Genomic DNA, 25,336 nt, shown 5'->3' with positions numbered 1-25,336 from the left:
AAAAAATCCAGAAATTTAGAAAATCCCTCAGACCTCACTTATGCAACAAGGTCCATCTCTACTGGACTCTGACCAATCTCAATTGAATTCCCTACAACTTTCAAAAAAGATGTATTATTCTGCTTCATGTTTAAATCACTGAAACAACTTCTTCTTTTTGCTCTTTATTTTGTTTTTTTTGAGATAGAGGGTCTTCAAACTCGAACTTTTCTTGCCTTGTAGAAAGGGCTTCTGAAAATTGTGTTTTTGGTTTTTCAACGTATTTTATTTCTGTTTTTATTTCTTGAACCAAGAAAGTTGGTGCGATAGATTCTGGCTTCTCTAGCTTCATTTCAATCTTTGTGATGGGCCAGTTACCAGGATATTTCAGATAACAGGATAGATCTGGAAGAAGGGCAATTTCTGTGGGAAGAACAAGAAGATGTCGTTTTTCGAAAGAGTTAAGATTAACTCCGTCTCGAATGGTATTTGCCCCGTAAGAAATATTTTCCTTCACGTCATGAATTTCTTGTTCCCCGAGTTTGTCAGAAAGATATTGGCATGTTTTTGGTTCATCTGTTCTAAAAATGAGAGAAGTATTAAAAAGATTCATCATAGACTGTGCTTCGGCTTGTTTGTAGATATCGTAGAGCTGAGGCATGTTTTGAATGCCCGCTACAATACATCCCCCAAACTTTCTGGATTCTGCCAAAGCTGTTTGAAGAGAGGGGATTTTCTGAAGGGCAGGGAGCTCGTCTAAGATAAACCATACTCGTCTCTTAAGGTCATAAGCTTTTTCATGATCAAGAGACATAAGGGCATTAAAGGCCATATCTAACCATGCTGTTAAAAGAGGTCTTATGGTTGCCCTCTGATCTGGTGCCGCCGTTAGAAAGAGCCAGGAGTCATCATTTTCTTGTTTCATCCAATCTCTAATGGAAAAGGGTGTTGTTGTGTCTTGAACATACAAAAGGCCTTTGATGTGATCTGTTAGACTTCCCATGATAGACGTACTCATCTTGTCCCCTTGAGAGGAAACAAGGTATGTTGCGGCGGTTCCTTTGAGGAATTCTTCCAGTTCAGGAATGGATGTCCCTAAAAGCATCTGACATAACTCTGATGTTTTCTTAGAGTTTTCAAGTTTCTCTAAGGTGCTCGATAAAACTGTCCTTGCCGCCTTTTCCCAAAACTTATCTGAGTGCGTTCCATCATTAGGGATGAGGGCTTCTGCAAAGGCATCATAATGGGACTTCATCAAGCAGTCTGCCCAAGGAGACCAATGAACTGTTCTCTGATCTAAAGGATTAAGGATAATGTCTTTTCCTTCTCTGTAATATTTTGAAACGAAACTGCCATTAAGGTCTACAATAATGGCTTTCTGGCCTTTAGCTCTGATCTGAGGCAGAAGTTTATGGAGTGCATTTGTTTTACCAGCCCCAGTTGTTCCTGATAGAAGCATGTGGAGGGTTTCAGCTCCCTTTACAAGAGGTATTCCATCAACCTGAATATCTGAGGCCTTTCCTTTTTTCCTTAAGAGATTCTTCAAGGTTTTTGGGGTTACCAAGCTTCCTCCTCGTTCGATGGTCTTTTGATGCTTCTTCCATCCCTTATACATAAAAGCTCCAATGGAGAGAACAATCCCACCACAAAAAGACGCCATTAATTGCCGTAAAAAGTAAATACTAAAAAAGAAACTAAAGACTCCCTCCACTCGTTTAACCGCTAAGAAGGGAACGTTCCATTGTAGATAAGAATAAGCCCTTAAGGTCATCCATCGTTTAAACTCAAAATGATAAAAAGAAAGCATAGTTGTCCCATAAGCCTTATTGCCTCCAAATAAACTAAAGAAGCTTAATTTAAAAGAGGCCCACCAACTGACAACATAATGATATAGATCTGTGACACTTAAATCAGACCACGCACACCAAAAAACCCACAAGATCATACAGCCAAATCCCATTAGCAAAGAGGCTCTCATCCCCTGGGCAAACATCCTCATTTGATGGGTAATGACTTGACTGCCTCGCGTAAAATTACCGACAGAGTTAGATTTGGACATGATGATAATCTTTCTGCTTCTTATTCACTCAATATGTTAATAACTAAATGAATCATGATTTCTTTTTGAGAAGGTTCACTTTGGGCAATCAATAGAGCTAAGGCTAATAATCCATTTTCATTAAGATTGTGGGAGATTTGTTGTAAACTCAGGTAAAGAATAAAAAGAAAACTTCCAATTCTCTTATTACCATCCACAAATGGGTGATTTTTTATAACAAAATAAAGCAAATGAGCTGCTTTTTCTTGCACAGATTTATAAAGAGGGGTTCCATCAAAAGTCTGCTCTATGCTCCCTAAAATCCCCTCAAGTCCTTTTTCTCTTTCTATTCCAAACAAAGAAGAAGCTTCTTTGTGAGTCTCCAATTCCCTTTTAAAAATATTAATGGATTTGAGAGACTCTTGATAGGTGAGTTCAACAATTGAGGGTTGAGTATTTTTAGGAAGAGTTATTTTTTCTTCATCATAGGCTAACAACAAGTGCCATGTTTTTGAAAACCTCATAATGAGTTGTATAGCTTCAATTCCTACGTCATTTGCTAATTCCTGGCTCTTTAGAGTTTTTTGAAGCAGTTGGACAGTTGATTGAAGTTCTTCAAATCCTTTTTTGGCAATTTGGTGTTTATGAATAGAATAACCTTTAATAAGGTGATCTTTAAGAACAGTTGTAGCCCATTGTCTAAATTGGGTGCCTTGTTTTGATTTTACACGGTATCCTACTGATATAATGACATCAAGATTGTAATGTTGGATATTATAGATTTTTCCGTCGCTGGCAGGTATCCGGAAATTCCGGACAACTGAATTTTTACTAAGTTCTCCTTCTTTAAATATATTGTTAATATGTTCAGAAATTGTTCGAATATCTTTATCAAACAACTCAGCCAGTTGTTTTTGAGATAACCAAACTGTTTCATGATCTAAATTTACGTCAAGCTGGATACTCCCATTTTGGGATTTATATATAATAATTTCAGACATATTGTTTCCTTTCTTTTACTGAATATTTTCTTCGTTTTTTTCAAGTTCTTCTGTTAACTCTTCTTTTAATTCCATTTCATCAGGAAGAGATTCTTTGATCTTTTTTTCTAATTCCTTATTTAGTTTATATTCAGATACTCCTAGAGGTCTCTTCAGGCCATCCAAAGAATATTTTACAGTGATATTTCTTTTGTCTTTGCATAAAATAATCCCAATGCTTGGGCTATCATCTTTGTGGCGTAATTGATGATCCACCAAGTTTAAATAGAAATTCATTTTCCCCGCATGTTCAGGTAAAAACCTTCCAGTTTTGAGCTCAATAATAACGTAACATCTTAACTTGAGGTGGTAGAAAAGAAGGTCGAGATAGTAGTCTTCGCCTTCTAACTCAATGTGATACTGATTTCCTACGAAAGAGAACCCTTTGCCAAGCTCTAGTAAAAAATTCCGAATGTTATTAATAAGGGCATTTTCAAGATCTTTTTCGTGTACCTCTTCTGCAATGTTTAAAAATTCAAGATTGTAAGGGCTTTTAACAAGCTCATGGGCAAGGTCAGATTCTAGAGCAGGTAACGTCTCTTTAAAATTTGTAATCGCTTTTCCTTGACGACCATACAAATTACTCTCAATTTGATGCACAAGAACATTACGAGACCAACCGTTTTCAATGGTTTTTCTGGCATACCAAAGACGGTTTTCAGTGTTTTTAATTTTATCCATCAAGGCCAGATTATGGTACCAGGTAATTTCTCCAAGTGGTCCTTGGAGAATTAGATCTCCCTCATACTCTGCAGAAAAACGTCTCATATAATGTAAATTAGAGACACCCAAACCCCTCATTTCTGGAAACTCTTTTCTTAAATCATAGGATACTTGCTCAATTACTTTCGCACCCCAGCCTTCTTTTTCTTGCATTTCAAGAACATGTTTCCCAATTTTCCAGTAAAGGAGAACCAACTCTTTGTTAACAGCAAGATTGGCTTTGATCCGTGCTGTTGCAATTTCTTTTTTTAGGGTTTCTATATAGGATTTGTAAGATTTATCGAGGTTCATAATTAGTTGCTCCATTGTTTAAAAGATTACGATTATATTTCCATAGGGTTGGTAAAAATCCTCTTAAAATACCTTTTTTCAACTCCTCTTGATAGCGTGTAATTTGTGAGTTTAACAACTTCCCTCTCTCAAATTTGATGTTTTCTAAGAAATCTGCTATTATTACAGGGATAACGGAAGATAAAAAATGATTAATATATCTAAATTTAAAAAGCTCAAAATTAAATTCTTGGCACCTGTTAGCCTCTATTCTTATGGACTTACTATTTTGACATTGATTCCTTTTTGGTTGGTTCTTAAAGTTTTTAATCTTCATGGGTATTGCATTATTGCTTTTCTTCCCCTTAACCTTGTCATTCAAACTTGGATGTACAAAACTAAAGGTCTTAAGAATTCTCAGTTTGTTGATAAAAAATGGCTTAAAAAAACCCATAAGATGACCCCACCTCAGTTGGACAAATATATGACTCTCAACTTTTGGGGTTATGGCCTGATGAAAGTTGTTTTTATTATCCTTCTGATTATTTTCCCCCATAAGGAAACTGCTGTGGTCTTTTTGCCATTCTATTTTGTAGGTTTTATTTTGATTAAAGCTATGTTGGCTCGATTCAATTTTATTGTATTTCCAAAGGGATTTGTGAAAGCAACTACACTCTATGTATCTCATCCAATAAAAAGCAGGACCCTTGATTTGGCTTTGGCTTCCCAAGGTACGTACTATATGAAAAAGAGACATTAAATTTATCATTCGTCTAATTTCTTTCGAGCGTTTGGATCCATCAAACCAATATCTTCTAATACTCTTTTGCCTCCTTTGTCCCAAGCCACTTTTAGGGCGCGGCGGGCGACTCCTTTTTCATCAAACTTTCTAAACTCTTTTTGAGCAGCTTGTCTCGTGTCTTTTAGCCTATCCTCCATTCCCTCCATTTTTTGATCAATAGTTCCAAAGTCAGGAGAATTCTGCTCAACTTTAGACGATGTATTTTCGTAGAATTGATCCATGTTTTGCTCAGATGTTGAAGCCGTACCGAATCCAACTCCTTCTTGAGTGGCTTGGTCTCTCACTCCATGAGAGGGATCGGTCATAGAGGACTTCTTTTGGAAGACACTATTTTTATAGGATTGATAGTGATCATCTATGGAAGTACTACTTAAAGGCCCTGATTTTGATTCTAACCATGAGCTGATATTTTGTGTCCAACCTTGAATGTAGCTGGAAGCTTCTTCTCTGAAGGAAGAGGCATGATCTGAAGACCATTTTGCAGCTGTTTCTTTGCTCCAATTGTGTTTAGCTGCTACATACTCTAAGACGTCATCGTTAAGATTTTGAGTAATGTTGATTCCTTGAGATTCCATGAGAGAACTCATTTCTTGTAAGCGGTCAACTTTGCTTTGTTGAGCAGAAAGTTGAGAGCTATAGTTTTGAGTATCTGTCATGCTCGACCTAAATGACTCAGCTGTTCTTTTGGAAGAGTCTTCTGAGAAACTCACATTATCGGTTAAAGCTGCATTGAATCCTTGACTCAACCGTTCTGCAACATCGCGATTAATCCCTGTGTCTCTTGCAAATTGTCTAAAATCTTGTTTACCAGCATCTGAGGTCCCTCCAGTTGAGAAAATACTTTCTAGCACAGGGCCTATCACTGGAATTTTTTCTAAAGGCACGCCAGCTGAAACACTCCAGGCAATACCTTCGGTGAGGGTATGTTGCTTTGCGTATCTCTCGTTCGCAGAGAGCATTTCTTGAGCTGATTTTTGAATATCTCTATTTTCAGATTCAGAGGCTCCCTTTACATGTGCTTTTCCTTGAGCAAAGGCTTTTGTCAGTTCATAAGATTTATCGAGCGCTGTGTTTTTAGAATCCGTATAGGACTCAGATAAGCTTTGCATCGCCTGTTGTTCGCTGCTTAATTGTTCGCTGAACTGAGCTTGGATAGATTCATTTGAATTAATGGCATGACGGGTAGAGCTCATGTGCTCTTGGATATTTTGATATCCTGACGGCCCAGTGGTTGTTCTAAACCGTCCATCATCAGTTGAAGAGGATAAACTATAATTGGCTCCTAATTGTTGCTGAGCTAATTGCATGCTGCCAATTGTTTTGTTATGGAAACTCTGCGTATCAAAACTCTGAGTATTGTCTACAATGCTTTGTCCAAGTCCTGTGCCCACAGTGGGGAGTACTCGTTCCGCCATGGAGACAAGAGCATGCCCACTGCCACTGATCAGCGCCCAAGATAGAAAAGGAATAGAAAAAAAGAGGTTTTGAACGATGCAGTAAGCATTCCATGAAGCATCTGCAAGACCATTTTGGGTAAGCCAACTAATACCCTCTCCATGCGTAAAGAGGACTGTATTAACAGATTTGTTCAACCATAATAGACCCAGACAATTGAGAATCCCAAAGAAAACAGGCCAGCTCTGAACCCAAAACATCATTTTGATCCAAGTTCCCCATATTTTGAGTCCTCCTGGCAGAAAGGTACAGGCACAGACAAAAACGAAAGATATAAGTAGAAGACCTAGGAACACTCCTTGAATCACAGGGAGTTGCCTCGCAGCAGTCGCCCCCATAATCAAAAATCCTGTGTTTTGTTGCTCCTCGGCTCTGGTGGCAGAATAGGAAATGAGTCGAGCATATCTGCGTTGCATCCCAAACTTTTCTAGCCCGTCGTCTATTGCTTCTCGACCTGCATTGATGATCATTTGTTGTTCCACTCTCTGATGAGCATTGGAACTATCTTTGGCAATGGTGTGCCACGCACTTTCTCCTACCAAAGTCATAGCTTTTTGGGACTCTGCAGGGTTTTGAGAAGAAATCCCTGGGAGAACTTGATCAGCAAGTCTGGAAAGGGCGCGGGCACTTTCTTCTTTCATGGCTGGATTTAGTTTCTCAGGCACCTTAGAACACATCATAAAGGTGGGTTTACCCGTACTTTCTTTCCAGTACATCCCAAGGCCTGGATGAGGATTACTCTTCATGAACTCTAAAATATTGGTGCTTTTAAGAGCTTCCTCTTTGCCTGGCGCAATGTTCGTATATAAATAGGGCCAGGTAAAACATTGATCTACATAGTTTTTTACGTTCTCTCGCAGAATAGGATCTGCAACCACTAGATTTCGACTGGAGGCCATAAGATAGGCTGCCAACATGGGACCAGATTTCCCGTACGTAAGGTCTGCATAATCAGCAGGGACAAGCCTTTCTTCAATGGCTTCTGTTAAATGATAGGCAATGGAGCTGGATACATGAGCGATGAGGGCAGGGCCCACAGGGACGTTTTCAACCCGGGAGTAATGGTGGAAGGTATCTACTTGGTCAATGATGTTGACAGTCACACGAGGTACAAACATAAGATTGAATATAAGGATAGTAGGGAGCATCCAGACCTTAATGAACGCTCCAATGTTTCCTCCATACATGGCTTGTAGCCCTGCCCATAGGGCTCCAACGGACGCTGATAAAGCTAAAACAGGCCTAAAAAAGACATTCTCGTTTTGACACAGAAGAGCTAATACATTTAAAACCTTCTCAATGATCTCTCCGCTCCCAAAAGTGTAAATTGAATAGTCCATACCATACTTCCTTTATCTTAAGAATTGAGTCCGTTTATAAGCCTGATCCTTTTTTCTTCCATCTCTACCATTTGATTCAATTGAAAGATGGCTTGATAGGTGAGGGGGCCTTGCCTTAGCTTTAATTGGGTTTTTAACCCCTGAAGTCTTTTACCAAAGGCTTCAAGTTGAGAACTTTCTTGCTGATGGGCCTCTAAAAGATGTAGGTGGGATTCGACCTCTGACAGAATCTTCTCTAATTGGGAGAGCAAGAGCTGCAAAGCTATGTAATCTAAGATAGGTTCAAAGTTAGCGGATCCTCCTGCAGCAGAAAATACTTGGATATACTTCCATAAGGGAACAGACACTACATCATTAAGAAAGAGGATGTCGTGTTCAGATAAAGCTTTGCCCTCTGTATATTTATCTTGAAGTTCATATATTTTTTTAGATATTTTGTCTTTAAGACCTTCTTTGAGAGTCAATGGAACGCTTTTAGGTCTCAAGCATTTGCTCTTATCTCCCTCACAAGATAATCCGTCCAAAGTGCCTCCTCGTAATAACGTATCCCAAGTCCTATCGTCAGCGGCTTTCCCTGCATAGGGAATATGAATAAAACGGTCTCCTTCTTGTCGATGAACAATAGTTCCTGTCATGGTCTGCCAGAATTCTTTTTCTTCATCTGGTAAAAGGCCTTCCCCGGTAAGTTTTTTCAAAATATGCCAGATAAGATTATATTCGCCTGAGAGTTGATCTGGATTCTTTTCTTGAGCTTGTTTCGCTCCTTCAGCTATTTTATCAGGGGATCTACATTTTTCTTTTGCCCCAAACCAATCTTCTCCCCCTCCTTGTTTTTTAACATCGATACAAGCGTGTTCTTGAAAAGCTGTCCCTTTTGGGAGGGCTGACGCAAAGATTTGTTGGACCTGTCGACAGTCTCCCACCATGAGAGAATTAAAATCCAAGGCCATTTTACGGAGTGAAGAGAGGAGATTTTCAATTTGGGGTGCCATGGTCTTTAAAGCTAGTTGCAGGGCGTATGTTTGGGCTTGAGTGCCCATCTGCCTTAATAAATTCCCCAACTGCTCTCCACCCATAAAAGAAACACCCCCAAAATATGCATCAATACCGCTACATCCTGCATTAAAAGAAGGGGGAGAAATGGTGATAGGCTGATATGCCCAATTTTTCTGTCTCACCATCAACCCTCCGCCTGTATAATATCCCGCTGCTTGATTCTTAAAAGATCCCGGACCTGAGGTATTCACATCTGTTCCCATGGCTCTAAAAAACTTATCCATCGCGTTTGTCATGGAGTGCCCTGCAACTGGCAAAATGATTAAGACTATGAAAACAGAAAACCTTAAATATCGTCCCATAATGCGTAATTTTTTCATGTCAAATCCTCTTTGAGGGGAACAGGAGATTCTTTATCCTTCTTTTCAAAAGTCTGTTTATAGATGAGATTCGCGTTCTCCTCTAAAACGGAAATAGAATTAAGGCCCCAGCTTAAAGGAAGCACTTCTTGTGTGAGGGGATTGACCAAGAAGAGGGCAGGGAAGATGCCCTGGGGATTGAGCTTTCGAATAGTTCCATTATCCATCACGGCAGAGGGGAATTCTTTAAGCCCTCGTGTGATGTGATCCCCTGATACGACCTTCACGGCAAACCCATAGGTATCTGCAAATTGTTTTACGAACGGGGCAAAAGCATGGCAATACGTACAATCTTCCTTAAAAAAGAAAAATAACCCAAAGTTTTTAGCAAGCGTTTGTAAATTTTTACCGAACTCCTTATGAGATTCTTCTTTTAAAAGTTCTCTGTGAACTCGATTTCCATGGGCATTTTTTTGCCAATGATAAGAATCTTGGAGCAAGACCCACTGCCACATTTTCTGAAAAGCTTCAGCCTGGCGCATAATGCGTTCTTGAAAGTATTGAGCCTCTTTCACATTCTGATAACTGGGTTCTAAAACAGCCTTAGCTGTTGCCCGTTCAAATGCTTTCTGTAACTCCGCCATTTTTTCAAGAGGATCTAAGGTGCTATAAGGGGCAGGGGAGGAAGGTTCCTTTTTCTGTTTCTGCTCTATCCTTTGTTTTAAAGCTGAATACCACAAGAATCCCTCAGGCGCTGTTTTCTTAAAATCCTCTTTCGAAGTCTTAGAAACAGGGTCTATACCTCCTGCGTTACTGAGAGAAACGAGAGTCCACCCTATCATGATTTGTACGAGTATCCACATTAGAACACCACCTGGGCTTTATCTTCTTCTCGATCTTTACGGGAAGGAGGAGATCCATGGAGACTATAAGATCCAGGACTCGCATTTTTTCTCACAAACTCCTCTCGGGAATTCAGTTGGTTCTTTAGGGTTTTTGAATAGTCCTGAGACCCGCTTTCTGCAGAGGAGGGCAATCGAGATTTCCAGTTATCTTGGAAGGTTTGGACGGTTTTACTAACGTCAGGAACTTTCACCTTTAGCATGACGTCTTGAATGATTTCAGAAAAGTTAACCTTGTTCCAATCAATGCGGGCAAATTCTTCCATACTTAAAGCGCGGCAATTTGGATGTTCCGGATCTCCCCATCCAACCCCCAACTGAGATCTTCCCTGCTCGTGCATCAGGCGTGCGAGTTTAGATCCATAGCAACAGAAAGTGGTCTTTTTAAGGGTACACTGACCTAGAACTTTCTTAGAACAATAGGTCCCAACCAAATGACATTTCCCCTCTCCCCGTTTTTGGGCTAAAAGTTGTTCTTCTGGTGTACAGCGGGTCAACTTCAACTTATCTCCCCATCCGTTCTTTAAACTACAACAATCACTGAAACTCAAACAATGTTTGCTGCATTTCATATCGTCCCCCTTAAAGACACGACCTTCTCTAAAATCCCCCATCTCTTTCTTGACTTCCTTTAAAAGAGACATCTTGGCTAAAGCGTCTCCCATATCTCCATTGGGAGTCCAAGACTGATCCGTACACGTTCCGTCTAAACAAAACGGTTTTTTTCCTGTCAGAGATACTTTATTTAGTCGTGGAGACCATTCTTGGCACATAAAAGTTTGTTTCCACTCCAGGCATCGATCTCCTTGCCATTGATGACACACGGAACTCCTTTGTGTGCAGCCTTTCTTTCTGAGACCAGCGCAATTGTTTTTGGAGGGAAAGGCACATTCATAGGTGCGCGTTTTATGCCACCAGTCTCGTTTGATTTCTAAGGTGTCTAGCTTCTTACTGGCAGGACCCTCTAGGATGGTTTCTTGCCCATAAACGCACTCTCCTCTATCTGTCGACTCTTCCAGAGGCGTGCATGTGTCTTCGATTGTTTCGATGACGTCTGCCTCTGTGGGAAGAGGGGTATAGTCGAGAGTAAAAATAACCGATCCACTTGGTAAATTATAAGTATCTTCAGATCGATGTTCTGTTGTAAAAAGACGTCTTACAGTCCAATACCTTGTCTTTTTTGTGCTAGATACACTTAAAATGGGATAGTTAAAACTTGCTGTACTCTTATTTTCCTTAACCGTAATAGATCGAACTCTAGGCACAAGATCTGAAGACAAAGGAAAATCAGACGTAATGAGATTGGCTCCTCCTTTTGCGTTGGTAAGAATGTTGTAACTAGAACTATAATTTCCTCCAATACCTGCGATAGAAAGAGTGATGTCCTTAATTTGTGGGATAATGTCTCTTAAACGGATGTGTCGTTTCATGACACAGGGACGGGTTTCTGGAGCTCCCCCCTCATAACATTCATGAACGCTTTGAAGAGGGGGCAAATTCTCTTCTGTTTCTCTTTGAACTTTAAGGACTTCCTCTGGATCAGTTAAAATCTTGTCGGCGGCCACAAAGAGAGGATCTGTTGCTGGCTCTATTTTGAAGTGAGGTCTTTTATGCTCCGTTTCAACAAGGAGACTGGTAGCGGAATTGTCGTCCGATTTTTCTGCCTGAGACTTTTGGGTGACTCTTTCGTGAAGAACTTTCCCTTGCTCTTGAGTGTGAAGATCCATGATAGAGCTTTCTTCTGGACGGTCCGTTTCAAAGCCTGGAACCAGATCTGCTTTTCCTTCCTTCATTTCTTCTATTTTTTCTTTTGCGAAACTTTCCCCATCCCTATAGGATTGTTGTGGATCTCCTTTAGATTCCAGTGTAAAAAATAGGAGGGGTCCCATGATGGTCCATAACCCAAATTTGCTTTTATTTACCTTCGTCATGGGCCCTCCTTATTCTATCTATTAGATTTTGGGCAATTTTTTGTCCCTCTATGGATCCATTTTCTAAAAATTCCTCTAAAGCATAATTGAGAGATACGTTTCCTTTTAAAACATCGTAAGAGGGGTGGGACTCTCCGTTTGTTACCAAAGGAGTCTCTTCGGTCATCAGAACAAACACAGGCACTTCTTTGACTGAAAACTTCTCAAACAGAGTAGGGTCAATATCAACGACGATTCCCAAAGATCTAATTTTAGACTGGGTTTCCCTAAAACTATTTTTATAGAGCCCCTGCATCACCAATCGCGACCCGATTTTCTGAGCTTGGCCATAAAGCTTTTTAAGCGTTGCATCCCCTAAAGAAAAGGACACAAATATGAGAAGAGGAGACCCCTCTGAGACAGGAGGAGCTATACTGGTTTTGCACATTTTGGATGAGCACTGTTTTTGCTCATCTTTCTGTAAAGGTGTATTAAATATTTTTTGTTTTAATTCCTCTAGGGATTCCCTATCTACCTTAGGAAGCTCTTGAAGAATTTCTTTGGCTTTAGGGGTGACTTCTCTCACTTTTAGAAGAGCAGAGTTGTAGAGAGCTTCAAGCTTTTCGTGAGCGGATTTGGTGATTGGACTCGCTTCAACCTTCTTTAAAAAACTTTCAACAGAGAGGATCTCGGACGCTGCTAGAACAGGACAACTCATATTTCCTAAAACACTCGCCAACAGAGCGCATTTTATAGCTTTTTTATAAGGCACAGCAGTCTCTCTTTCTGAACACAAGATATCCAAAATCTGATCCTTTAAAAGGAAACTCTCTCCCCGCTTGAAACATGACGGGATTCATGCCAATGGGATGACAGGATTCCGTTTGGGGAAGGGGATAGGTCATTTGAAGTCTATATTGGCTTTTTTTAATAATAGGCATTGGGTACTTCCCACAAAGTCCTTCGATGCCTATGTATCCCCATAAGAGAAGCTCTCGATGCAACTTAGCCATGAACCGGGCTGCAAGCAGGGAAGAGGCTTGAACACCGCCTTCATGATCTCTGACCGTTCCCCCAAAGGGATATAGGCTTCCCCAACTGCCTGCACACCAGAAGAGCCAATCTAGAGGGAGATGGACAGTAGACGCAATAGAATCGGCTGCACAAGCCGCCTGAGCTATGGGATTGCCAAAGAGAATACCCTCAGGGTTCAAAATGGCGCCCATTTCATCATCGGCCCAAAAGGGATCGAGCTCTGTTAAATACGCAAGATCAAAACTCATGGCTTCTAAACAAACAACGTCCATGAGAAGTTCCAACCAATAGAGAATGGGATAAACGTACCAATGCACTTGATAGAAAGAAGATTTGCTCACATCATTATCATCTTGACCTACATCTCCTCGGCCCTTAATCCCCATGCTGCCGATAGAAATCCCTCCCATATTGGTCAAACAATAAGGGGTACGCGTGATATCCATGAGACGAGCGGGTTCCCAGAAAGAAACTGGAATCCCCGGCACAGGGACAGATATGCCTGGTCGTGAACACACACAAATGGGAGGTGTAGAAAGGCGTTGATCTGGACCCCCTGCAGCAATTTGTACTCCCCCAATGCGCAAAGGAAACATACACTTCCAGCATATGTCTGTCACAGGGTTGACCATGCGACCTACGCAAGCTCCATTGGCTGAAGCAAAGTAAGGATTGATAAAGTTTAGTACTATGAAACATATACGAATGTAGGTTATTATTCCCATATTTCACCCCTCCATAGAGTTTGCAAAAACTCTTCAATGGGCCAAACAGTAATCTTCTTTTCTCCTCGTTCAATAATTCTTTTTTGAGGCTCAAAGCAGATAATATTAAGGGAAAATTTGGACACATCTTTTCCAAAAATTAGGAGATTTTTTATGTCATTTTTATCAATTGAGGTAGACGTTTTTACTTCAAAAGCATGATTCTTTACAATGAAATCTACTTCAAGATCTTTTTCTTTTCCCTTCCAATAGCATATATCTTCTCTTTTATCTTTTAAAAGTTTATACGCCATCAACTCTAAAAAAACATAGTGTTCAAATGATTCTCCTACTTCTCTTCCCCTCATTTCGGTATACTTAAAACGTTTTAAATAATTAGCTACCCCTGTATCAAACAAATAAAATTTAGGAGTTGATTGAATATCTTGCTGCGTCGTGGATTTGCTATAAGGTTTGACGAAATATCCTAAATACATATCTACTAAAATCTCAAAATATGTTTGAATCGTTTTAAGGTTAACTCCACATGCTTTTGAAATATTCGTGTAGTTAATCATTTTTCCTCCCCAAATTCCTAAAGAATCTAAGAATTTAGCAAAAGGTTCTTTTTGCCGTAATTGTGCTTCTGCATGTACTTCATTGAGGACATAGTCGAACAAATAAGCAGCTAAACTTTTTTGTGCGTTTTGGGAAAAATAATGACTGGGGATTAATCCATTATTAAATATTTTATGCCAGTTGAGTTCTTTAAGTTCCTCATAACAAAAAGGAACAAACATATATCTCCAAGCTCTTCCTCCTAACAAATTAACATTTGGGGCTCTTAAACGTCGAGAGCTAGACCCACATAGGATAAATTGGATTTTTTTATTTTCAATGAGCCAATGAATTTCATCCAATAGAGCAGGAACTTTCTGAATTTCGTCTATAATCACCAAAGGGTTAGGAGATATGGCCTCTAATTCTTGTCGTAGCTTAGAAGGGTCTAAGAGATATTTCTGGTAAATATCTGCTTGTAATAAATCAATCCACAAAGCTTCAGGATAAGATTTCTTTAAAAATGTAGATTTTCCTGTTTTTCGCGCACCCCATAAAAAACATGATTGCCCTTGGGGAAGATTTAACTCTAAAATTCTTTTTATATAATTACTCATAATATAGTCTCCTTAAAAGTTAAGTTATAATAGTACTATGATACTTAAATATCAGATATATGGGTATTATGATACTTAAATATACATATTTCAATGATTCTATTAAGAATCTTTTATTCTGTTGGGTTGTGAGAATCAAAAAAACAAAAGTTAGAAAGATCAAATACTTAAGAACAAGAAGATTGATTATGGAAAACGATCCCATATTTATCCAGGTATTCTGCCATTTATAGAAGATCTTCTTCCAATATAAAAAATATTCTTTTAGGGGGTTTTTCATAAAAAATCTCCTTTTTCTAAACAAGAAAAAGTTATATATACAAGAGGAAAGGATAATTTCCATGAGTTACGTTGCAGACATTCCAGAAGAGTTTGATGAACGCTTAACTGCTTTGTCCAAAAGAACCCGTCGTTCAAAGGAAGAGCTTGTGCTTCAGGCTTTCCAAGAATTTTTGGAAGATCAAGAAAACTATTATGATGCTCTTGAAGTTTGGAAAAGAGTTGAACGGAATGAAGAAAAGCTTTATACACGATCTGAATTAAAAAAAGATCTTGCAAGTTCAAAAAGAAAAAATGCTTAAAAATTATATTCAGTAATTTTTTAATAAAAGAGATCTGTAAAGAAGTTAACTTCATACCCCTCTCCCCTCTATATCTATTTCCTCAATGAGGAGCCGTTTCCCTTTTTGCGTAATACGTGTGGGCAAGGCTTTAATAGCAAAGCGCTTAACGACAATTTCTCCTTGTAGGGTTTTTTTAATTTTATCCATATTATAATCCTATAAAATGCATATTTTTTTCTGTCTTGAGTTTAAATTTCATCGCATTACCTCCCACTCGGATTTAATATTTTGGAAAAGTCTATGATGTGCGTGAAATAATCACTCTCCTCTAAATCTCTAGTGGTGCCATTTACGTGGATGAGAACGGGTCTTAGAGACATATCTTTAGATGTATTGAGGGCTCGTATCTTTTTTTTCATTTCCTCTACAACTTCCATACCGATAGGGTTTTTCGAGAATTTAACCTCACAAACGTAGAAACAGCCCTCTGTTTGGATTAAATAATCAATTTGACATCCCTCCTGTCCCCTTGTTTTTGTTTGAAAGTAAGGACCATCATTAACAACTTTTTTGACCTCAAGAAGATCAAAGAGTTCCTGACGATTGTTAATAATCATATTTTCAAATTGTAATCCCATAATACTATCCCATCCGTTAGGAAGATTAACGGGACCTCTTTCTATTTGAGATGAAAGAGGATCGATATACTTTAGATAAAATCTTAAATAATTATCAGTAAGCCGATAAAGACTGAGTTTGGATTCTATCCCTGTTTTTAAAGACCAGGTAGGTTCTCGACGTAAAAACCCAGAGTTACAAAGATCTTGTAAATGAGAAGTTAACGTCCCTCCTGATTCTTTTTTCAAAGCATTGGCTACTTCTGTATACGATAAGGAAGTTCCAACAAGTAGTTTTACAATAGATTTATAAAGAATGTTTTTTTTGTTAAACTGTTCATCAAAGAGAGAATTAAACTCCTTAAACAAATATTGAGAAGAATCAAAACACAAACGTTTTATATTTTCTTCCGCAGTATCCGAAGGAATAATGAGCTCTAAATATTTCGGAATTCCGCCCGTAATGGAAATGATTTTGAATTTTTCATAGGCACTAACATGATTTTTACCCCAAAATTCATTAATTTCTTTTAAGGGCATTTCCTTTATTGATAAATGTAAATCTCTTCGTCCAAAAAATGCTGTGTTTTGGATAACATTCTTCATAATCCAAGATGAATCTGATCCACATAATATTAGAATAATTTTAGGATTTTCACTCAGTTTTTCCCAAGCACTTTTAAGTTTTGCAATAAAAGCAGGATCTTTGGATCCCATCCACGAAATCTCGTCTAAAAGAATAATCATCCATCCTTCTTTCATCTCTTTCCCATAGGCTATAAGTCTTGCAAAATAATCATTCCAGTTTTTATCTGAAAATGATGGATGACCAGTAACTTTTCCAAGTTGATCTCCAAACTCATCTAATTGACTTTGACGGGTTGTCCGTGGATGAGGAGCTATACCTTCAAAACTTAATAGACGATGATTTTTTCCAAATTCTTTAATAAGACGACTTTTTCCAATTCGTCGTCTTCCTGTAACTACCACAAGACTTGAAGAAGATTTTTCTAAAAGTTTATCTAGCTTTTTTAAATATTCTGTTCTACCAATAAATTTTGTCATTTTCTTCTCTCTTTCTAATAAGGATGTTTCAAAATCAGCGACAAAATCCATATTTTATATTTTACCGCTGAAATTAATGTATCATAAATTAGCGGTAAATCAATCATTTTGTATTTTACCGCTGAAAAGTTGTTGTTCAAAATCAGCGGCAAATCGATAAAATTGCGATTTAGGGATAAACATTTTGTATTAAAAATCCGCCAAAACTTAACAAAACACTGTTTTGGTGCTAAGAAATTGCTCTCTAATCTCAGCCCTAAAACATCTTTTTTGGGATTTAGGGTTAAAGTTTTAGCAAAAATGTGCATTTAGACCCCCCTCTCATTAAGATCAATTTCCTCTATAAACAACCGTTTCCCCTTTTGTGTAATACGTGTGGGCAAGGCTTTAATAGAGAAACGTTTAACGGCAATTCCTCCTTGGTCAAAGTATATCCACCGTTGAAGCCTCTTGTGGATTTCAAAGGGCTTTCCTTCCACAAGGACTATTTTGCCTTTCTGATACTCTGCCCAACTCACCTGGTCTTCGTCATGACCGTTAATGAACACCACAGGGTTTCTCCACTGGACGTAATCTAAGGGATTAACCTTTGTTCCCCCTTTTATAAAGATTTTGCCTTCATGATCCGTAATATCTTCTGGCAACGTGATGGAGGGGTCAAAAAGTCTGGAATGATCCTTTTCTGCACAGGGAAGATGATGAATTGCTTTTGGCTCTTGAGCTGATTTTTTGACACGCTTCTGAATCTGCTTATTGATCACTTCAATATTTCCTGTTTTTTGCAGGTGAAGAAGTTTTCGGTGAATCACTTCTAAGAGATTCTCTTCGGCAATAGGGAAGACAGGTCCGTGAGTGCCTAAGTCTTTGGCGTAAGAACAGCTCACACTAAAAATGGCACAACATAAAAAGAAAACTTTTGGAGTAAGATTTAATTTATTTCTCAATTGAACTAACATTTTTCCCCCTCCCCTTTTCTCTATTTCTTCTTTCTAAAATATTGTCTATGGACTCCGTAATCGAATGGCTCAGAGCACGCTCTGCCTCAATAATTTTGTGATCATCTGGACTCGTAGAGAAAAGAAGGCCTGTAAAAGGCTCTACAGAAAATCTTGCAACCACCCCAGTGATATCGGGTCCAAAGATAGCCATCTCTGAAAAGTATGGCAAATGCGCTCTCAAAGAGGATAACATGGCTTTTCGCTGTTCATTCCCCACGAATGTTTTAAGATTCTCATTCCCCCCAAGCGCCTGTATGGTATTTTCTGTTTGATAGAGGATAATCTTCCAACTAGATCCTTTAAAAGCGACTTCAGCGGCAGGCGCTTCTTTTCTAAAATAGTCTGTTAGAAGCTGAGTGCCTAACACAAGACTCCCCTTATATTTTCTCGCGGTTCTACTGACATCTTCGATAAATGTAGCTGTATCTTTTCCGCTCAAGAGCTTCCAAGCTTCATCAATAATAATCATATAAGGTTTTTGACGATCTCCTCGAGCCATCGTCTGGTTAATCTGTAAAATAACCATTTGGACGAGAACGGCCATAAGAGAGGGATGATTTCTCAAATGATCCGTTTCAATCACCACAAGGTCCTCTGATAGAGAGGCTTGAGAAGGGCCGCTAAAAAAAGATCCATACGTGCCACCTTCTGCAAAAGGAGACAACATAATTCCTAGGTTTTGAGAATTTATGTTATCGCTTTGAGAAAGGTATTCTTGAATATGTGTAATACTTGCTTCATTCTTATATTGTTCCCAAACCTCAATGAGCGCTTTTCCTAAAATGGCCTCTTCAAGAGAAGAAACTCCCAATCGAGGAGAAACCATAACTTGCAACATAGGTTTTAACGTCGCGAGCATTTCTGTTCGAATTTCACTCTCGATGGGATTACTTCCAACAGGAATATTACTAAAAGGGTTTAAGGATAAAGGACGTCTTATATCAAACTCAATATGCTCTCCTCCTAAAAGTTCACAGCTCTTTTTAAAGGATCTCCCATAGTCCAAAACAAAAACTTTGCCCCCCACTCCTAAAACAGTGAACATCATTTCTTGCATAAAAAAAGATTTGCCAGACCCACTGTCTCCAGCAATACAAACGTTATAGTTGTGATCAGTTTTTTTATTTTCAATATTTGGCAACAAACAGGTGGAAAATTGATTCCAACAAAAGAGTTGGCCTCGCCGTCCATAGAGAAGCATGCCAGGAGCGTCTTGTCCCATCCACTCTCCCAGAAGGGGTAAAAGATTTTGAGACTCTTTCGTGATAGTTTTCTTAGCTTTTCCCATCTTAGCAAGATCAGGGCCATACCCGGTTACTTCTTTTTTGAGTCCCCTTAAGCCCATGGTCCACGTCATGGGAAGGGACCCAATCATCATGGCTAAATGATCATAAGTGGTTGGGGTCGATTCCCATCCACAAGAAGACCATATTTGGCGAAGTCTTGCCTCTACCTTGGAAAGATTTTTGGGTTCTGTCATAATTGTAAGAGAAAAACAAGCCTGAATGACCCTCTCTCCTTGGTTCAATTCTCTCAAACAGCTATCGGCTTCTTCATATTGTTCTGGAAGAGCCACCATCCATTTCCCTAATCGATTCTTCATGGAGTTTTCTAAGGATTCTCTCCTCATAATAACTTTAGATTTAGCTTGTCCTTGGTTGTGTTCAACCGTTAATCCATAGTGAAGCCAGAAAGGGCAAAGCATAGCGCCGTCTAATGAGAGAGGATTCCCCAAAAACAAATCCATAAGATGTAGAGCCCATGTTTTAGGAGAAGATTTAGGATAAAAAGATTTGCAAATAATTCTACCCCCTTGTGTTAAGACTCCTTCCCCATTTTGAGTGGCTTCAAATGTAGTTTCTCCATGCAATATCTGCTTGGAAATAGATTCGAGAGGATTATAAGAGCACGGCTCATCTCGAATAGATCCCGACATATTTAAAAGGTTCGACATCTCTTGCTGAAATTTTTCGGCATCTAATTTTTGGGTAAAGACCCCTATTTTCTTCAAAGATTCTTCCGCAGCATTCCTGGTCTTTAAAAGATGTTCTTTTTCTAAAGGTTCGAGGAGCCTCCCAGGAAATGTAATAGAAATAAGCAAGTGGCACGTAGAAACCATATAGGGTTCCTCTCCCAGCGCTTTTTTCTTAAAAAGCTCTCGACGCTGATGAGCAAGCTTCTGATAAATGCAGTCTTCTTCACGAATCCCTGCGGATAATTTTCTCTCAGGTCCATGACGATAATCAACCCAGTTATCTAACAAATGTCCAACTCGAGGACTCGATACAAAAAGAACTTGCAGGGAGCTACCTTCTGGCAAATGCTCTTTCTGTCGAAAGAACTCCGCTAATTGTCCTTGATCATGAAGACTTGCACCTACCATAGGAAGCCCCTTTAAGACAAACCCTGTTGCCCCTTTGTTGTAAAAGAGGCCTGTTTCTTCGTCATAAGATTCGTAGGGTAATAGATTGTGAAACCGTTCTCCTTTCATCCAAGGCTTATGAGGTTCTGTTGTATCATTGTTATCTACCCCTAAAAATGAAAGCGTTTTTTCAAGCATGATAGACCCCTTTTTTATTTAATCTTGAAATTTTGAAAAAACAGCCTATATTTAAAGAAAAGGAGAAGAGCCATGACTGTATCTGTTGAATTGCCAGAAGAACTGGAAAACAGACTAAAGAAGCTAGCTCAGAAAACTCATCGCTCCAAATCTTCTTTTGTGTCTCAGGCTCTCGAAGAGTATCTAGAAGATCAAGAAGACTATTATGACGCTCTAGAGAGAAAAAAAAGACTCGACAAAGGACTCGATAAACCTGTGCCTTGGACCGAGATAAAAAAGGCTGCTGGCTTAAAATAAGATGGCAGATTCTCGTTGGTATATTGAGTTTTCGCCTGCTGCTGAAAAAGAATTCACTAAACTTGGATTTGTTGAACAGAAACGTGTTGCTAAGTTTATAAAAGAAAAAATTCTCTCTGCTGATGAACCCCGCATATTTGGGAAATGATTGACCGGAGAGTTGACAGGATTTTGGAGTCTGAGAGTAGGTGATTATCGTCTGATCGTAGATTTTATTCCAGATAGTTTTACTATTATAGTTCTTAAAATTGCCCATCGCCGGGAAGTTTATACTCGTTGAATTTCCTATAAAAACATTACTGAACATGCGACACCTCCTGGACCATAGGCTTCTGGTTATCCTCTAAGTGAACATAAACTCTCTCAGGATCTAGTTTTGAATCAGATAGCTCTTTAGGGGACATCTCATTTTCTTCCTCCTTATAGACAGACTCAGCTCCATCATTATTATTAAATGGGTTTGTTTCCCTATCCATACAAGAGGAAGACTCTGAATCATCTAAAACAGGAGAACTAGGCTTTTCAGAGTCTTCTTCTTGTATGAAAGAGAGTTGGTCTGATATAGTATTTTCAACAGGCGAGGAGGCTCTCTCCTCTAAAAGGTTTTCTGTGGTTTCTTCGCCCAAGATTTCTTTTTCTGGAGAGGGTTTAGAGGTATTTTTTCTCTCTTCTAAAAAATACGTTTGAATGACAGGTTCTTTAGATTGATCCTTTGGGCTCGAGCATCCACACCCAGAGCAACTCTTCTGATAAGAAAGAGTTTCTTCTTGCCCTAGTTTTCCCTCATCAATCATTTTGTTGATTGTGCTCATACGAGTACAAGAAACCCCTTTTTTAACAGGACATTCAAAGTTTACATCATAAGGTGTAAACATCCCTGAACACCCTGTGAGAGTAGACATGATCAGGCATAAGAAAAGTTTTTTAAGCGACCCTATGAAGAGAGGAAGAGGTTTCCTGTAACCAAAATAGCGTTTCATTGAGTATCTCCTGATTTTTTTAGTTGAATAGGATGTAGAGTAGCATTTTTAAGAGCGTGATCATGACGAGTCTGAGCCCCCTTCTTCACCATTTCTTGACGGAATGTGGAATCTGAAAGGTCTACTTCCTCTTTAAAGACAACGTCAACTCCCCGACCAGGATCTACCATAATGACAGGTTGCATTTGTTCGGCTCTTTTAATCGCAAAATCTGCTATTTTTTCCAAAGCATTACTCACTCCATTAGCGCCTGCACTTTGCAGAAGTGTGCTATTGCTCATTTTTTGAGTTTCTACAGCCCCTCCCCCCGTTAAGGCAAATTGAGGTTGTTGAGCCGCTGCTTTGAAATAAGTGGCAAATCCACTGAGAAGGCCTGACCAGAAAGCGCCTCGTACAACGGGCCCTGCCTTATCAACGACTACTCCCTTAATGCCCGGAATTCCATCATCCCCAATAAGCCATCCCTCCACCTTCTTGGACAGAACTTCCCCATTGTGTTCCATGATCAGAAGTTTATTGAGGCGACAATTAGCCCGCTCAGAAGAAATATCTCCATAGCAAGCAGCAATAATAACAGCTTCTTTAATATCAGACCTAAATCCTTTAGGAAGAATGCCCTTTCCTGTTAACCGTACCATAGCTGGTTGAGGATCACTTTGAGCATTAAGGGAAGTACTGGCTGCAATTCCACTAGTCAGAACACCAGCTGCATAAGTGCCTGCAGGAATAATTTCCTCGACGACTTTAGGCTTGTCTTTGGGGACTATCGGCGTCTCTGAGTCGAGTAAAGAAAATATCTTAAACCCACACGATGGTTGTTCTTGTTTCTTGGCAACTCCCCTGCCCTCTCCTTGTTCTAACATTCCTTGAGAGGGAAACGTTCCTTCTTCCCCCTCTCCCACAGATCTATCAAACTCTCCTTCGTCTAAAGCTATGTTCTCTTTAGCCATTCTGTTTCTATCTTCTGCTACCTGCTGCTGCATGACCATTTGGTGTTCCGCCATGTTCTTCATGATCCCGTCCATAACATCCATCTGTTGCTTCAGGAGTTGATTTTGAGTCCTCATATCGTCAACATCCTTATGGATATCTTCTGTTTTTCCCTCAATGCGGTTAACCCAAAGCTCTTTAGAAGACATAAGACTGTGGGGAGTAGACACGTCTGGCAAAGAATCTTTTTGAGGGTGTTGAGAAGGTATTTTAGCGGATTCTATAATCACCCACCCGATAATCCCGCCTATAAGCAATAAGCCTCCCCCTCCCCAAACGATCATTCTGGGGAGGTACGGAAATTTCTGGGTAAGATCTTTTAAATTGCTCATGACAGCTCTTTATCCATCAACTATTTGCTAAACAACTTAAAGAAAACGCCGTTTTCTATAAGACTCAAAGAAAAAGAGATGGAGATCGCAATGCCCAAAATAGCTATAAAAGAGCCAATATTATGAGTCATTAAGGACCTCACTCCTCCTACAGCGACCCCAATAATAAGACCACAAGCCATGATATGATCTCTAAAAAGATTTTTAACGCTATCCACTTGAGTCGCTAAAGCTGCCAGGCTTTCTGATGTAGATGAAAGAATAGTTGCCATCACAATAACAACAAAAATCGCCTGTTTTTTAAGTTCTCGAACTTGAGTTCTTTTTTGCATTTTTAAAATTACCTGCTCTGCAATGAGAAGCTCTTTGGGCTTATATTCGGCTGTTGTATCTTTGTTAGATTCAAAATTTTTAGGGTTATTCATTTTTATCTCCTTTTGATTGAATGTTAGGTGTTATTTTCCTAGTGACCACCACTAGGACCCCTTTTTTGCCAGGCTCTAAGAGTGTCTGGTCAAAACTCACGACAAGATCCGTCTCTTGTCTTAAATCTTCCGCTTTTAATAGGATGAACTTCTCCGTCTTATTCTTGGTCTCAAATCTCTCCATTTCATAAGAGCCAACGGACCATCTGGTTTTTCCCTTCCAAAGCAGATCTTCTTGTGCTCTTTGAGAACCTGGATTGGAATCCACTCCATTCTCTAGATCATTAGTCAGTGCTTTCTTGACAAGAGAAAGAATCAATTCCATTTCTTTCTGATCTTTGATTTCCTGGTCTTCAGTAGCATCCACACCTTCCAGAATAATAGGTCCCCTCTCCTTCTTAGGATCGCACTTTAGCACTAGATCCTGAGTGAGCCCATTTTGAGTAATCAAGCTGAGCTGTAGAGACTGAGATTCATCCTTTAAATTAATGTAGAGTTGGCCGTTTTTATGAAGAGACGTTTGGGGAAAAAATTTCTCTGGATATACAACAATATCCTGAATTTTATCTCCTTTAATCATAAGACGTGTAAGACCCCCGCAACGCACTGGGACAGAAATCACCTGATCTGTCTTTAAAGGAATAGAGCTTTTACAAAGGTCTCCCATCAAAAGACTCATACTGATGATAATATTGAGGGTTAAAGTTGATTGTCTTACTCTATTCATTATTACTCCTTCTTTTCTTCAAACTTGCTCACGAGGAGAACACCCTTAGGGCCTAATTCCCACCCCACAACAAAAGTCTTTGTTTGAACAATGGGAGGCTTTTCTTTCCCAAACCATGTCATGAAGGTGCCAGAAACCTCCACTTCTCGTTTCCCTTGATTCACTTCACACCCCTTTGCATAAAAAGCTGTTGTTAATTGATCGTCTTTTATAGCCTGTGCATGAGATTCAAGAGTTGGTTTTATGCGTCCAAAATTAAGGGAAGAGAGATCCAAAAACTTGAGAACCATGCGATCAACACTCAAAGGATTCACCGTAAGCATTTCTTGTGCCAATCCTCCTGCCCAATGTTCCAAATAAACTTTCGAATATTTATCTCCTTGAACGTCTATTTTATTGTGAATATCAAACTGAGGAATTAAGACCCATCTTTCTTCCTGATTGAATACCTTGTAAGCCAAAAATAAGTTTGAGACCAAAAGCCCCAAACTAACCAGATAGGCAAAATTACGTTGTTTTATAGTCTGTAGAGAGGTAGCCTGAGCATGAGAGAATTTCATTAGTAATATCTCCTTTGATTAAATCGAGGCCACGTTCCACTCGGCACTGGAAAAATTCCATAATGTGTTAAAAAGCTCCTTACATTAGTCCCAATTTTCTGTTTTTTGAGCTGTCGTAGAAAAATGATGCTGCCAATGCCCCCACCCAAAAAAAATCCCTGCAAAGAAAATTTGCCTGTATTGAGAAGGGCCATAAAAAAGCCCCCAACTCCCAGAATTAACTCGCCAACAGTCAATCCCAAAAACCGCACAGGCTCTGACATAAATTGATAAATACGATGATTTTTTTCTGATGCAAAGTTCACTTAACTTATTCTTTCTCCAATAGACATGCGTTATACACATGCCAGGTATTTTCATTTTGTACTGGAAAGATAAATCAAAGAGTTTTATAGTAGGGTTGCTTGTTGGTTGATTTATCAATCAGCTGCTTCATGTAAAGGTCTATTAATCGTCTGAATACGATTTTTAGGCCTTTATTTTATGTTACTTGT

The 25,336-nt window shown here is 39.2% G+C and carries 25 protein-coding genes; 4 read left to right on the top strand and 21 right to left on the bottom strand.

What is annotated here, in order from left to right; translation table 11 throughout:
- Nucleotides 1–130 precede the first annotated feature (130 nt).
- Genes WCG05_04360 through WCG05_04350 form a run of 3 tightly spaced genes read right to left on the bottom strand, consistent with a single transcriptional unit; the run spans nucleotide 131 to nucleotide 4,071 of the window.
- Complete coding sequence (locus WCG05_04360) at nucleotides 131–2,038, bottom strand: type IV secretion system DNA-binding domain-containing protein (GenBank protein ID MEI8321225.1); 1,908 nt, start codon at nucleotides 2,036–2,038, stop codon at nucleotides 131–133.
- A 20-nt stretch (nucleotides 2,039–2,058) separates the two neighbouring features.
- Nucleotides 2,059–3,018 (bottom strand): virulence protein RhuM/Fic/DOC family protein, encoded by a 960-nt coding sequence (locus WCG05_04355; GenBank protein MEI8321224.1) that lies wholly within the window; start codon nucleotides 3,016–3,018, stop codon nucleotides 2,059–2,061.
- A 15-nt stretch (nucleotides 3,019–3,033) separates the two neighbouring features.
- Nucleotides 3,034–4,071, bottom strand: a complete 1,038-nt coding sequence (locus WCG05_04350) for a PDDEXK nuclease domain-containing protein (GenBank protein MEI8321223.1) — start codon at nucleotides 4,069–4,071, stop codon at nucleotides 3,034–3,036.
- A gap of 187 nt (nucleotides 4,072–4,258) precedes the next feature.
- Here WCG05_04350 and WCG05_04345 point away from each other — a divergent pair, with 187 nt between their 5' ends.
- Nucleotides 4,259–4,810 carry a hypothetical protein gene (locus WCG05_04345; protein ID MEI8321222.1) on the top strand — a complete coding sequence of 184 codons (552 nt, stop codon included), beginning with the start codon at nucleotides 4,259–4,261 and terminating at the stop codon, nucleotides 4,808–4,810.
- A gap of 5 nt (nucleotides 4,811–4,815) precedes the next feature.
- On the opposite strand, the gene WCG05_04340 is transcribed toward WCG05_04345, so the two are convergent.
- From WCG05_04340 to WCG05_04310, 7 genes are read right to left on the bottom strand one after another with little or no spacing between them, the layout of a single operon-like run.
- Nucleotides 4,816–7,647: a conjugal transfer protein TraG N-terminal domain-containing protein gene (locus WCG05_04340; GenBank protein ID MEI8321221.1), complete on the bottom strand. Its 2,832-nt coding sequence runs from the start codon at nucleotides 7,645–7,647 to the stop codon at nucleotides 4,816–4,818.
- A gap of 17 nt (nucleotides 7,648–7,664) precedes the next feature.
- Nucleotides 7,665–9,023: a conjugal transfer protein TraH gene (locus WCG05_04335; GenBank protein ID MEI8321220.1), complete on the bottom strand. Its 1,359-nt coding sequence runs from the start codon at nucleotides 9,021–9,023 to the stop codon at nucleotides 7,665–7,667.
- Nucleotides 9,020–9,865 carry a conjugal transfer protein TraF gene (locus WCG05_04330; protein MEI8321219.1) on the bottom strand — a complete coding sequence of 282 codons (846 nt, stop codon included), beginning with the start codon at nucleotides 9,863–9,865 and terminating at the stop codon, nucleotides 9,020–9,022. The genes WCG05_04335 and WCG05_04330 overlap by 4 nt, the downstream gene beginning before the upstream one ends.
- The gene (locus WCG05_04325; GenBank protein MEI8321218.1) at nucleotides 9,865–11,835 is read right to left on the bottom strand and encodes a conjugal transfer protein TraN; all 1,971 of its coding nucleotides are present in this window, start codon (nucleotides 11,833–11,835) and stop codon (nucleotides 9,865–9,867) included. The genes WCG05_04330 and WCG05_04325 overlap by 1 nt, the downstream gene beginning before the upstream one ends.
- A complete protein-coding gene (trbC, locus tag WCG05_04320) occupies nucleotides 11,819–12,532 on the bottom strand; it encodes a type-F conjugative transfer system pilin assembly protein TrbC (GenBank protein ID MEI8321217.1) in 714 nt (237 codons plus the stop codon). The genes WCG05_04325 and trbC overlap by 17 nt, the downstream gene beginning before the upstream one ends.
- A gap of 43 nt (nucleotides 12,533–12,575) precedes the next feature.
- Nucleotides 12,576–13,574, bottom strand: coding sequence for a conjugal transfer pilus assembly protein TraU (gene traU, locus WCG05_04315; GenBank protein MEI8321216.1), 999 nt, complete (start codon nucleotides 13,572–13,574; stop codon nucleotides 12,576–12,578).
- Nucleotides 13,565–14,728, bottom strand: a complete 1,164-nt coding sequence (locus tag WCG05_04310) for an AAA family ATPase (protein ID MEI8321215.1) — start codon at nucleotides 14,726–14,728, stop codon at nucleotides 13,565–13,567. The genes traU and WCG05_04310 overlap by 10 nt, the downstream gene beginning before the upstream one ends.
- Before the next feature lie 341 nt (nucleotides 14,729–15,069).
- Here WCG05_04310 and WCG05_04305 point away from each other — a divergent pair, with 341 nt between their 5' ends.
- Nucleotides 15,070–15,309, top strand: a complete 240-nt coding sequence (locus WCG05_04305) for a hypothetical protein (GenBank protein ID MEI8321214.1) — start codon at nucleotides 15,070–15,072, stop codon at nucleotides 15,307–15,309.
- Between the two features lie 51 nt (nucleotides 15,310–15,360).
- On the opposite strand, the gene WCG05_04300 is transcribed toward WCG05_04305, so the two are convergent.
- The 5 genes from WCG05_04300 to WCG05_04280 are packed head-to-tail and all read right to left on the bottom strand — an operon-like array spanning nucleotide 15,361 to nucleotide 20,531.
- On the bottom strand, nucleotides 15,361–15,498 hold the full coding sequence (locus WCG05_04300; GenBank protein MEI8321213.1) for a hypothetical protein: 138 nt from the start codon (nucleotides 15,496–15,498) through the stop codon (nucleotides 15,361–15,363).
- Between the two features lie 56 nt (nucleotides 15,499–15,554).
- Complete coding sequence (locus WCG05_04295; protein ID MEI8321212.1) at nucleotides 15,555–17,024, bottom strand: ATP-binding protein; 1,470 nt, start codon at nucleotides 17,022–17,024, stop codon at nucleotides 15,555–15,557.
- Complete coding sequence (locus WCG05_04290; protein ID MEI8321211.1) at nucleotides 16,988–17,281, bottom strand: hypothetical protein; 294 nt, start codon at nucleotides 17,279–17,281, stop codon at nucleotides 16,988–16,990. The genes WCG05_04295 and WCG05_04290 overlap by 37 nt, the downstream gene beginning before the upstream one ends.
- Nucleotides 17,282–17,929: a type-F conjugative transfer system protein TraW gene (gene traW / locus WCG05_04285; GenBank protein MEI8321210.1), complete on the bottom strand. Its 648-nt coding sequence runs from the start codon at nucleotides 17,927–17,929 to the stop codon at nucleotides 17,282–17,284.
- Nucleotides 17,907–20,531: a TraC family protein gene (locus WCG05_04280; GenBank protein ID MEI8321209.1), complete on the bottom strand. Its 2,625-nt coding sequence runs from the start codon at nucleotides 20,529–20,531 to the stop codon at nucleotides 17,907–17,909. Before WCG05_04280 ends, traW begins: the two co-directional genes overlap by 23 nt.
- Nucleotides 20,532–20,603: 72 nt before the next feature.
- On the opposite strand from WCG05_04280, the gene WCG05_04275 reads away from it, so the two are divergent.
- Together WCG05_04275 and WCG05_04270 are read left to right on the top strand one after the other, a co-directional pair.
- The gene (locus WCG05_04275; GenBank protein ID MEI8321208.1) at nucleotides 20,604–20,828 is read left to right on the top strand and encodes a ribbon-helix-helix domain-containing protein; all 225 of its coding nucleotides are present in this window, start codon (nucleotides 20,604–20,606) and stop codon (nucleotides 20,826–20,828) included.
- Nucleotide 20,829: 1 nt separating this feature from the next.
- Nucleotides 20,830–20,976, top strand: coding sequence for a hypothetical protein (locus tag WCG05_04270; GenBank protein MEI8321207.1), 147 nt, complete (start codon nucleotides 20,830–20,832; stop codon nucleotides 20,974–20,976).
- A gap of 148 nt (nucleotides 20,977–21,124) precedes the next feature.
- Here the strand turns inward: WCG05_04270 and WCG05_04265 are convergent, their stop codons facing one another.
- The 6 genes from WCG05_04265 to WCG05_04240 all read right to left on the bottom strand — a co-directional run bounded on the left by WCG05_04265 (nucleotide 21,125) and on the right by WCG05_04240 (nucleotide 25,147).
- Nucleotides 21,125–21,640: a hypothetical protein gene (locus WCG05_04265; protein ID MEI8321206.1), complete on the bottom strand. Its 516-nt coding sequence runs from the start codon at nucleotides 21,638–21,640 to the stop codon at nucleotides 21,125–21,127.
- A 164-nt stretch (nucleotides 21,641–21,804) separates the two neighbouring features.
- A complete protein-coding gene (locus WCG05_04260; GenBank protein MEI8321205.1) occupies nucleotides 21,805–23,130 on the bottom strand; it encodes a TraB/VirB10 family protein in 1,326 nt (441 codons plus the stop codon).
- 20 nt (nucleotides 23,131–23,150) lie between these two features.
- Nucleotides 23,151–23,555 carry a hypothetical protein gene (locus WCG05_04255; GenBank protein ID MEI8321204.1) on the bottom strand — a complete coding sequence of 135 codons (405 nt, stop codon included), beginning with the start codon at nucleotides 23,553–23,555 and terminating at the stop codon, nucleotides 23,151–23,153.
- Nucleotides 23,548–24,282 (bottom strand): type-F conjugative transfer system secretin TraK, encoded by a 735-nt coding sequence (locus tag WCG05_04250; GenBank protein ID MEI8321203.1) that lies wholly within the window; start codon nucleotides 24,280–24,282, stop codon nucleotides 23,548–23,550. The genes WCG05_04255 and WCG05_04250 overlap by 8 nt, the downstream gene beginning before the upstream one ends.
- A 2-nt stretch (nucleotides 24,283–24,284) precedes the next feature.
- Nucleotides 24,285–24,842: a TraE/TraK family type IV conjugative transfer system protein gene (locus WCG05_04245; GenBank protein ID MEI8321202.1), complete on the bottom strand. Its 558-nt coding sequence runs from the start codon at nucleotides 24,840–24,842 to the stop codon at nucleotides 24,285–24,287.
- Nucleotides 24,842–25,147 carry a hypothetical protein gene (locus tag WCG05_04240; GenBank protein MEI8321201.1) on the bottom strand — a complete coding sequence of 102 codons (306 nt, stop codon included), beginning with the start codon at nucleotides 25,145–25,147 and terminating at the stop codon, nucleotides 24,842–24,844. The genes WCG05_04245 and WCG05_04240 overlap by 1 nt, the downstream gene beginning before the upstream one ends.
- Nucleotides 25,148–25,336 lie beyond the last annotated feature (189 nt).

Source organism: Alphaproteobacteria bacterium (assembly GCA_037146715.1).
Classification (GTDB): domain Bacteria; phylum Pseudomonadota; class Alphaproteobacteria; order UBA7879; family UBA5542; genus JBAWWO01.
Note: the sequence above shows the minus strand (reverse complement) of the source record. Positions and strands in the feature narration are given on the sequence as shown.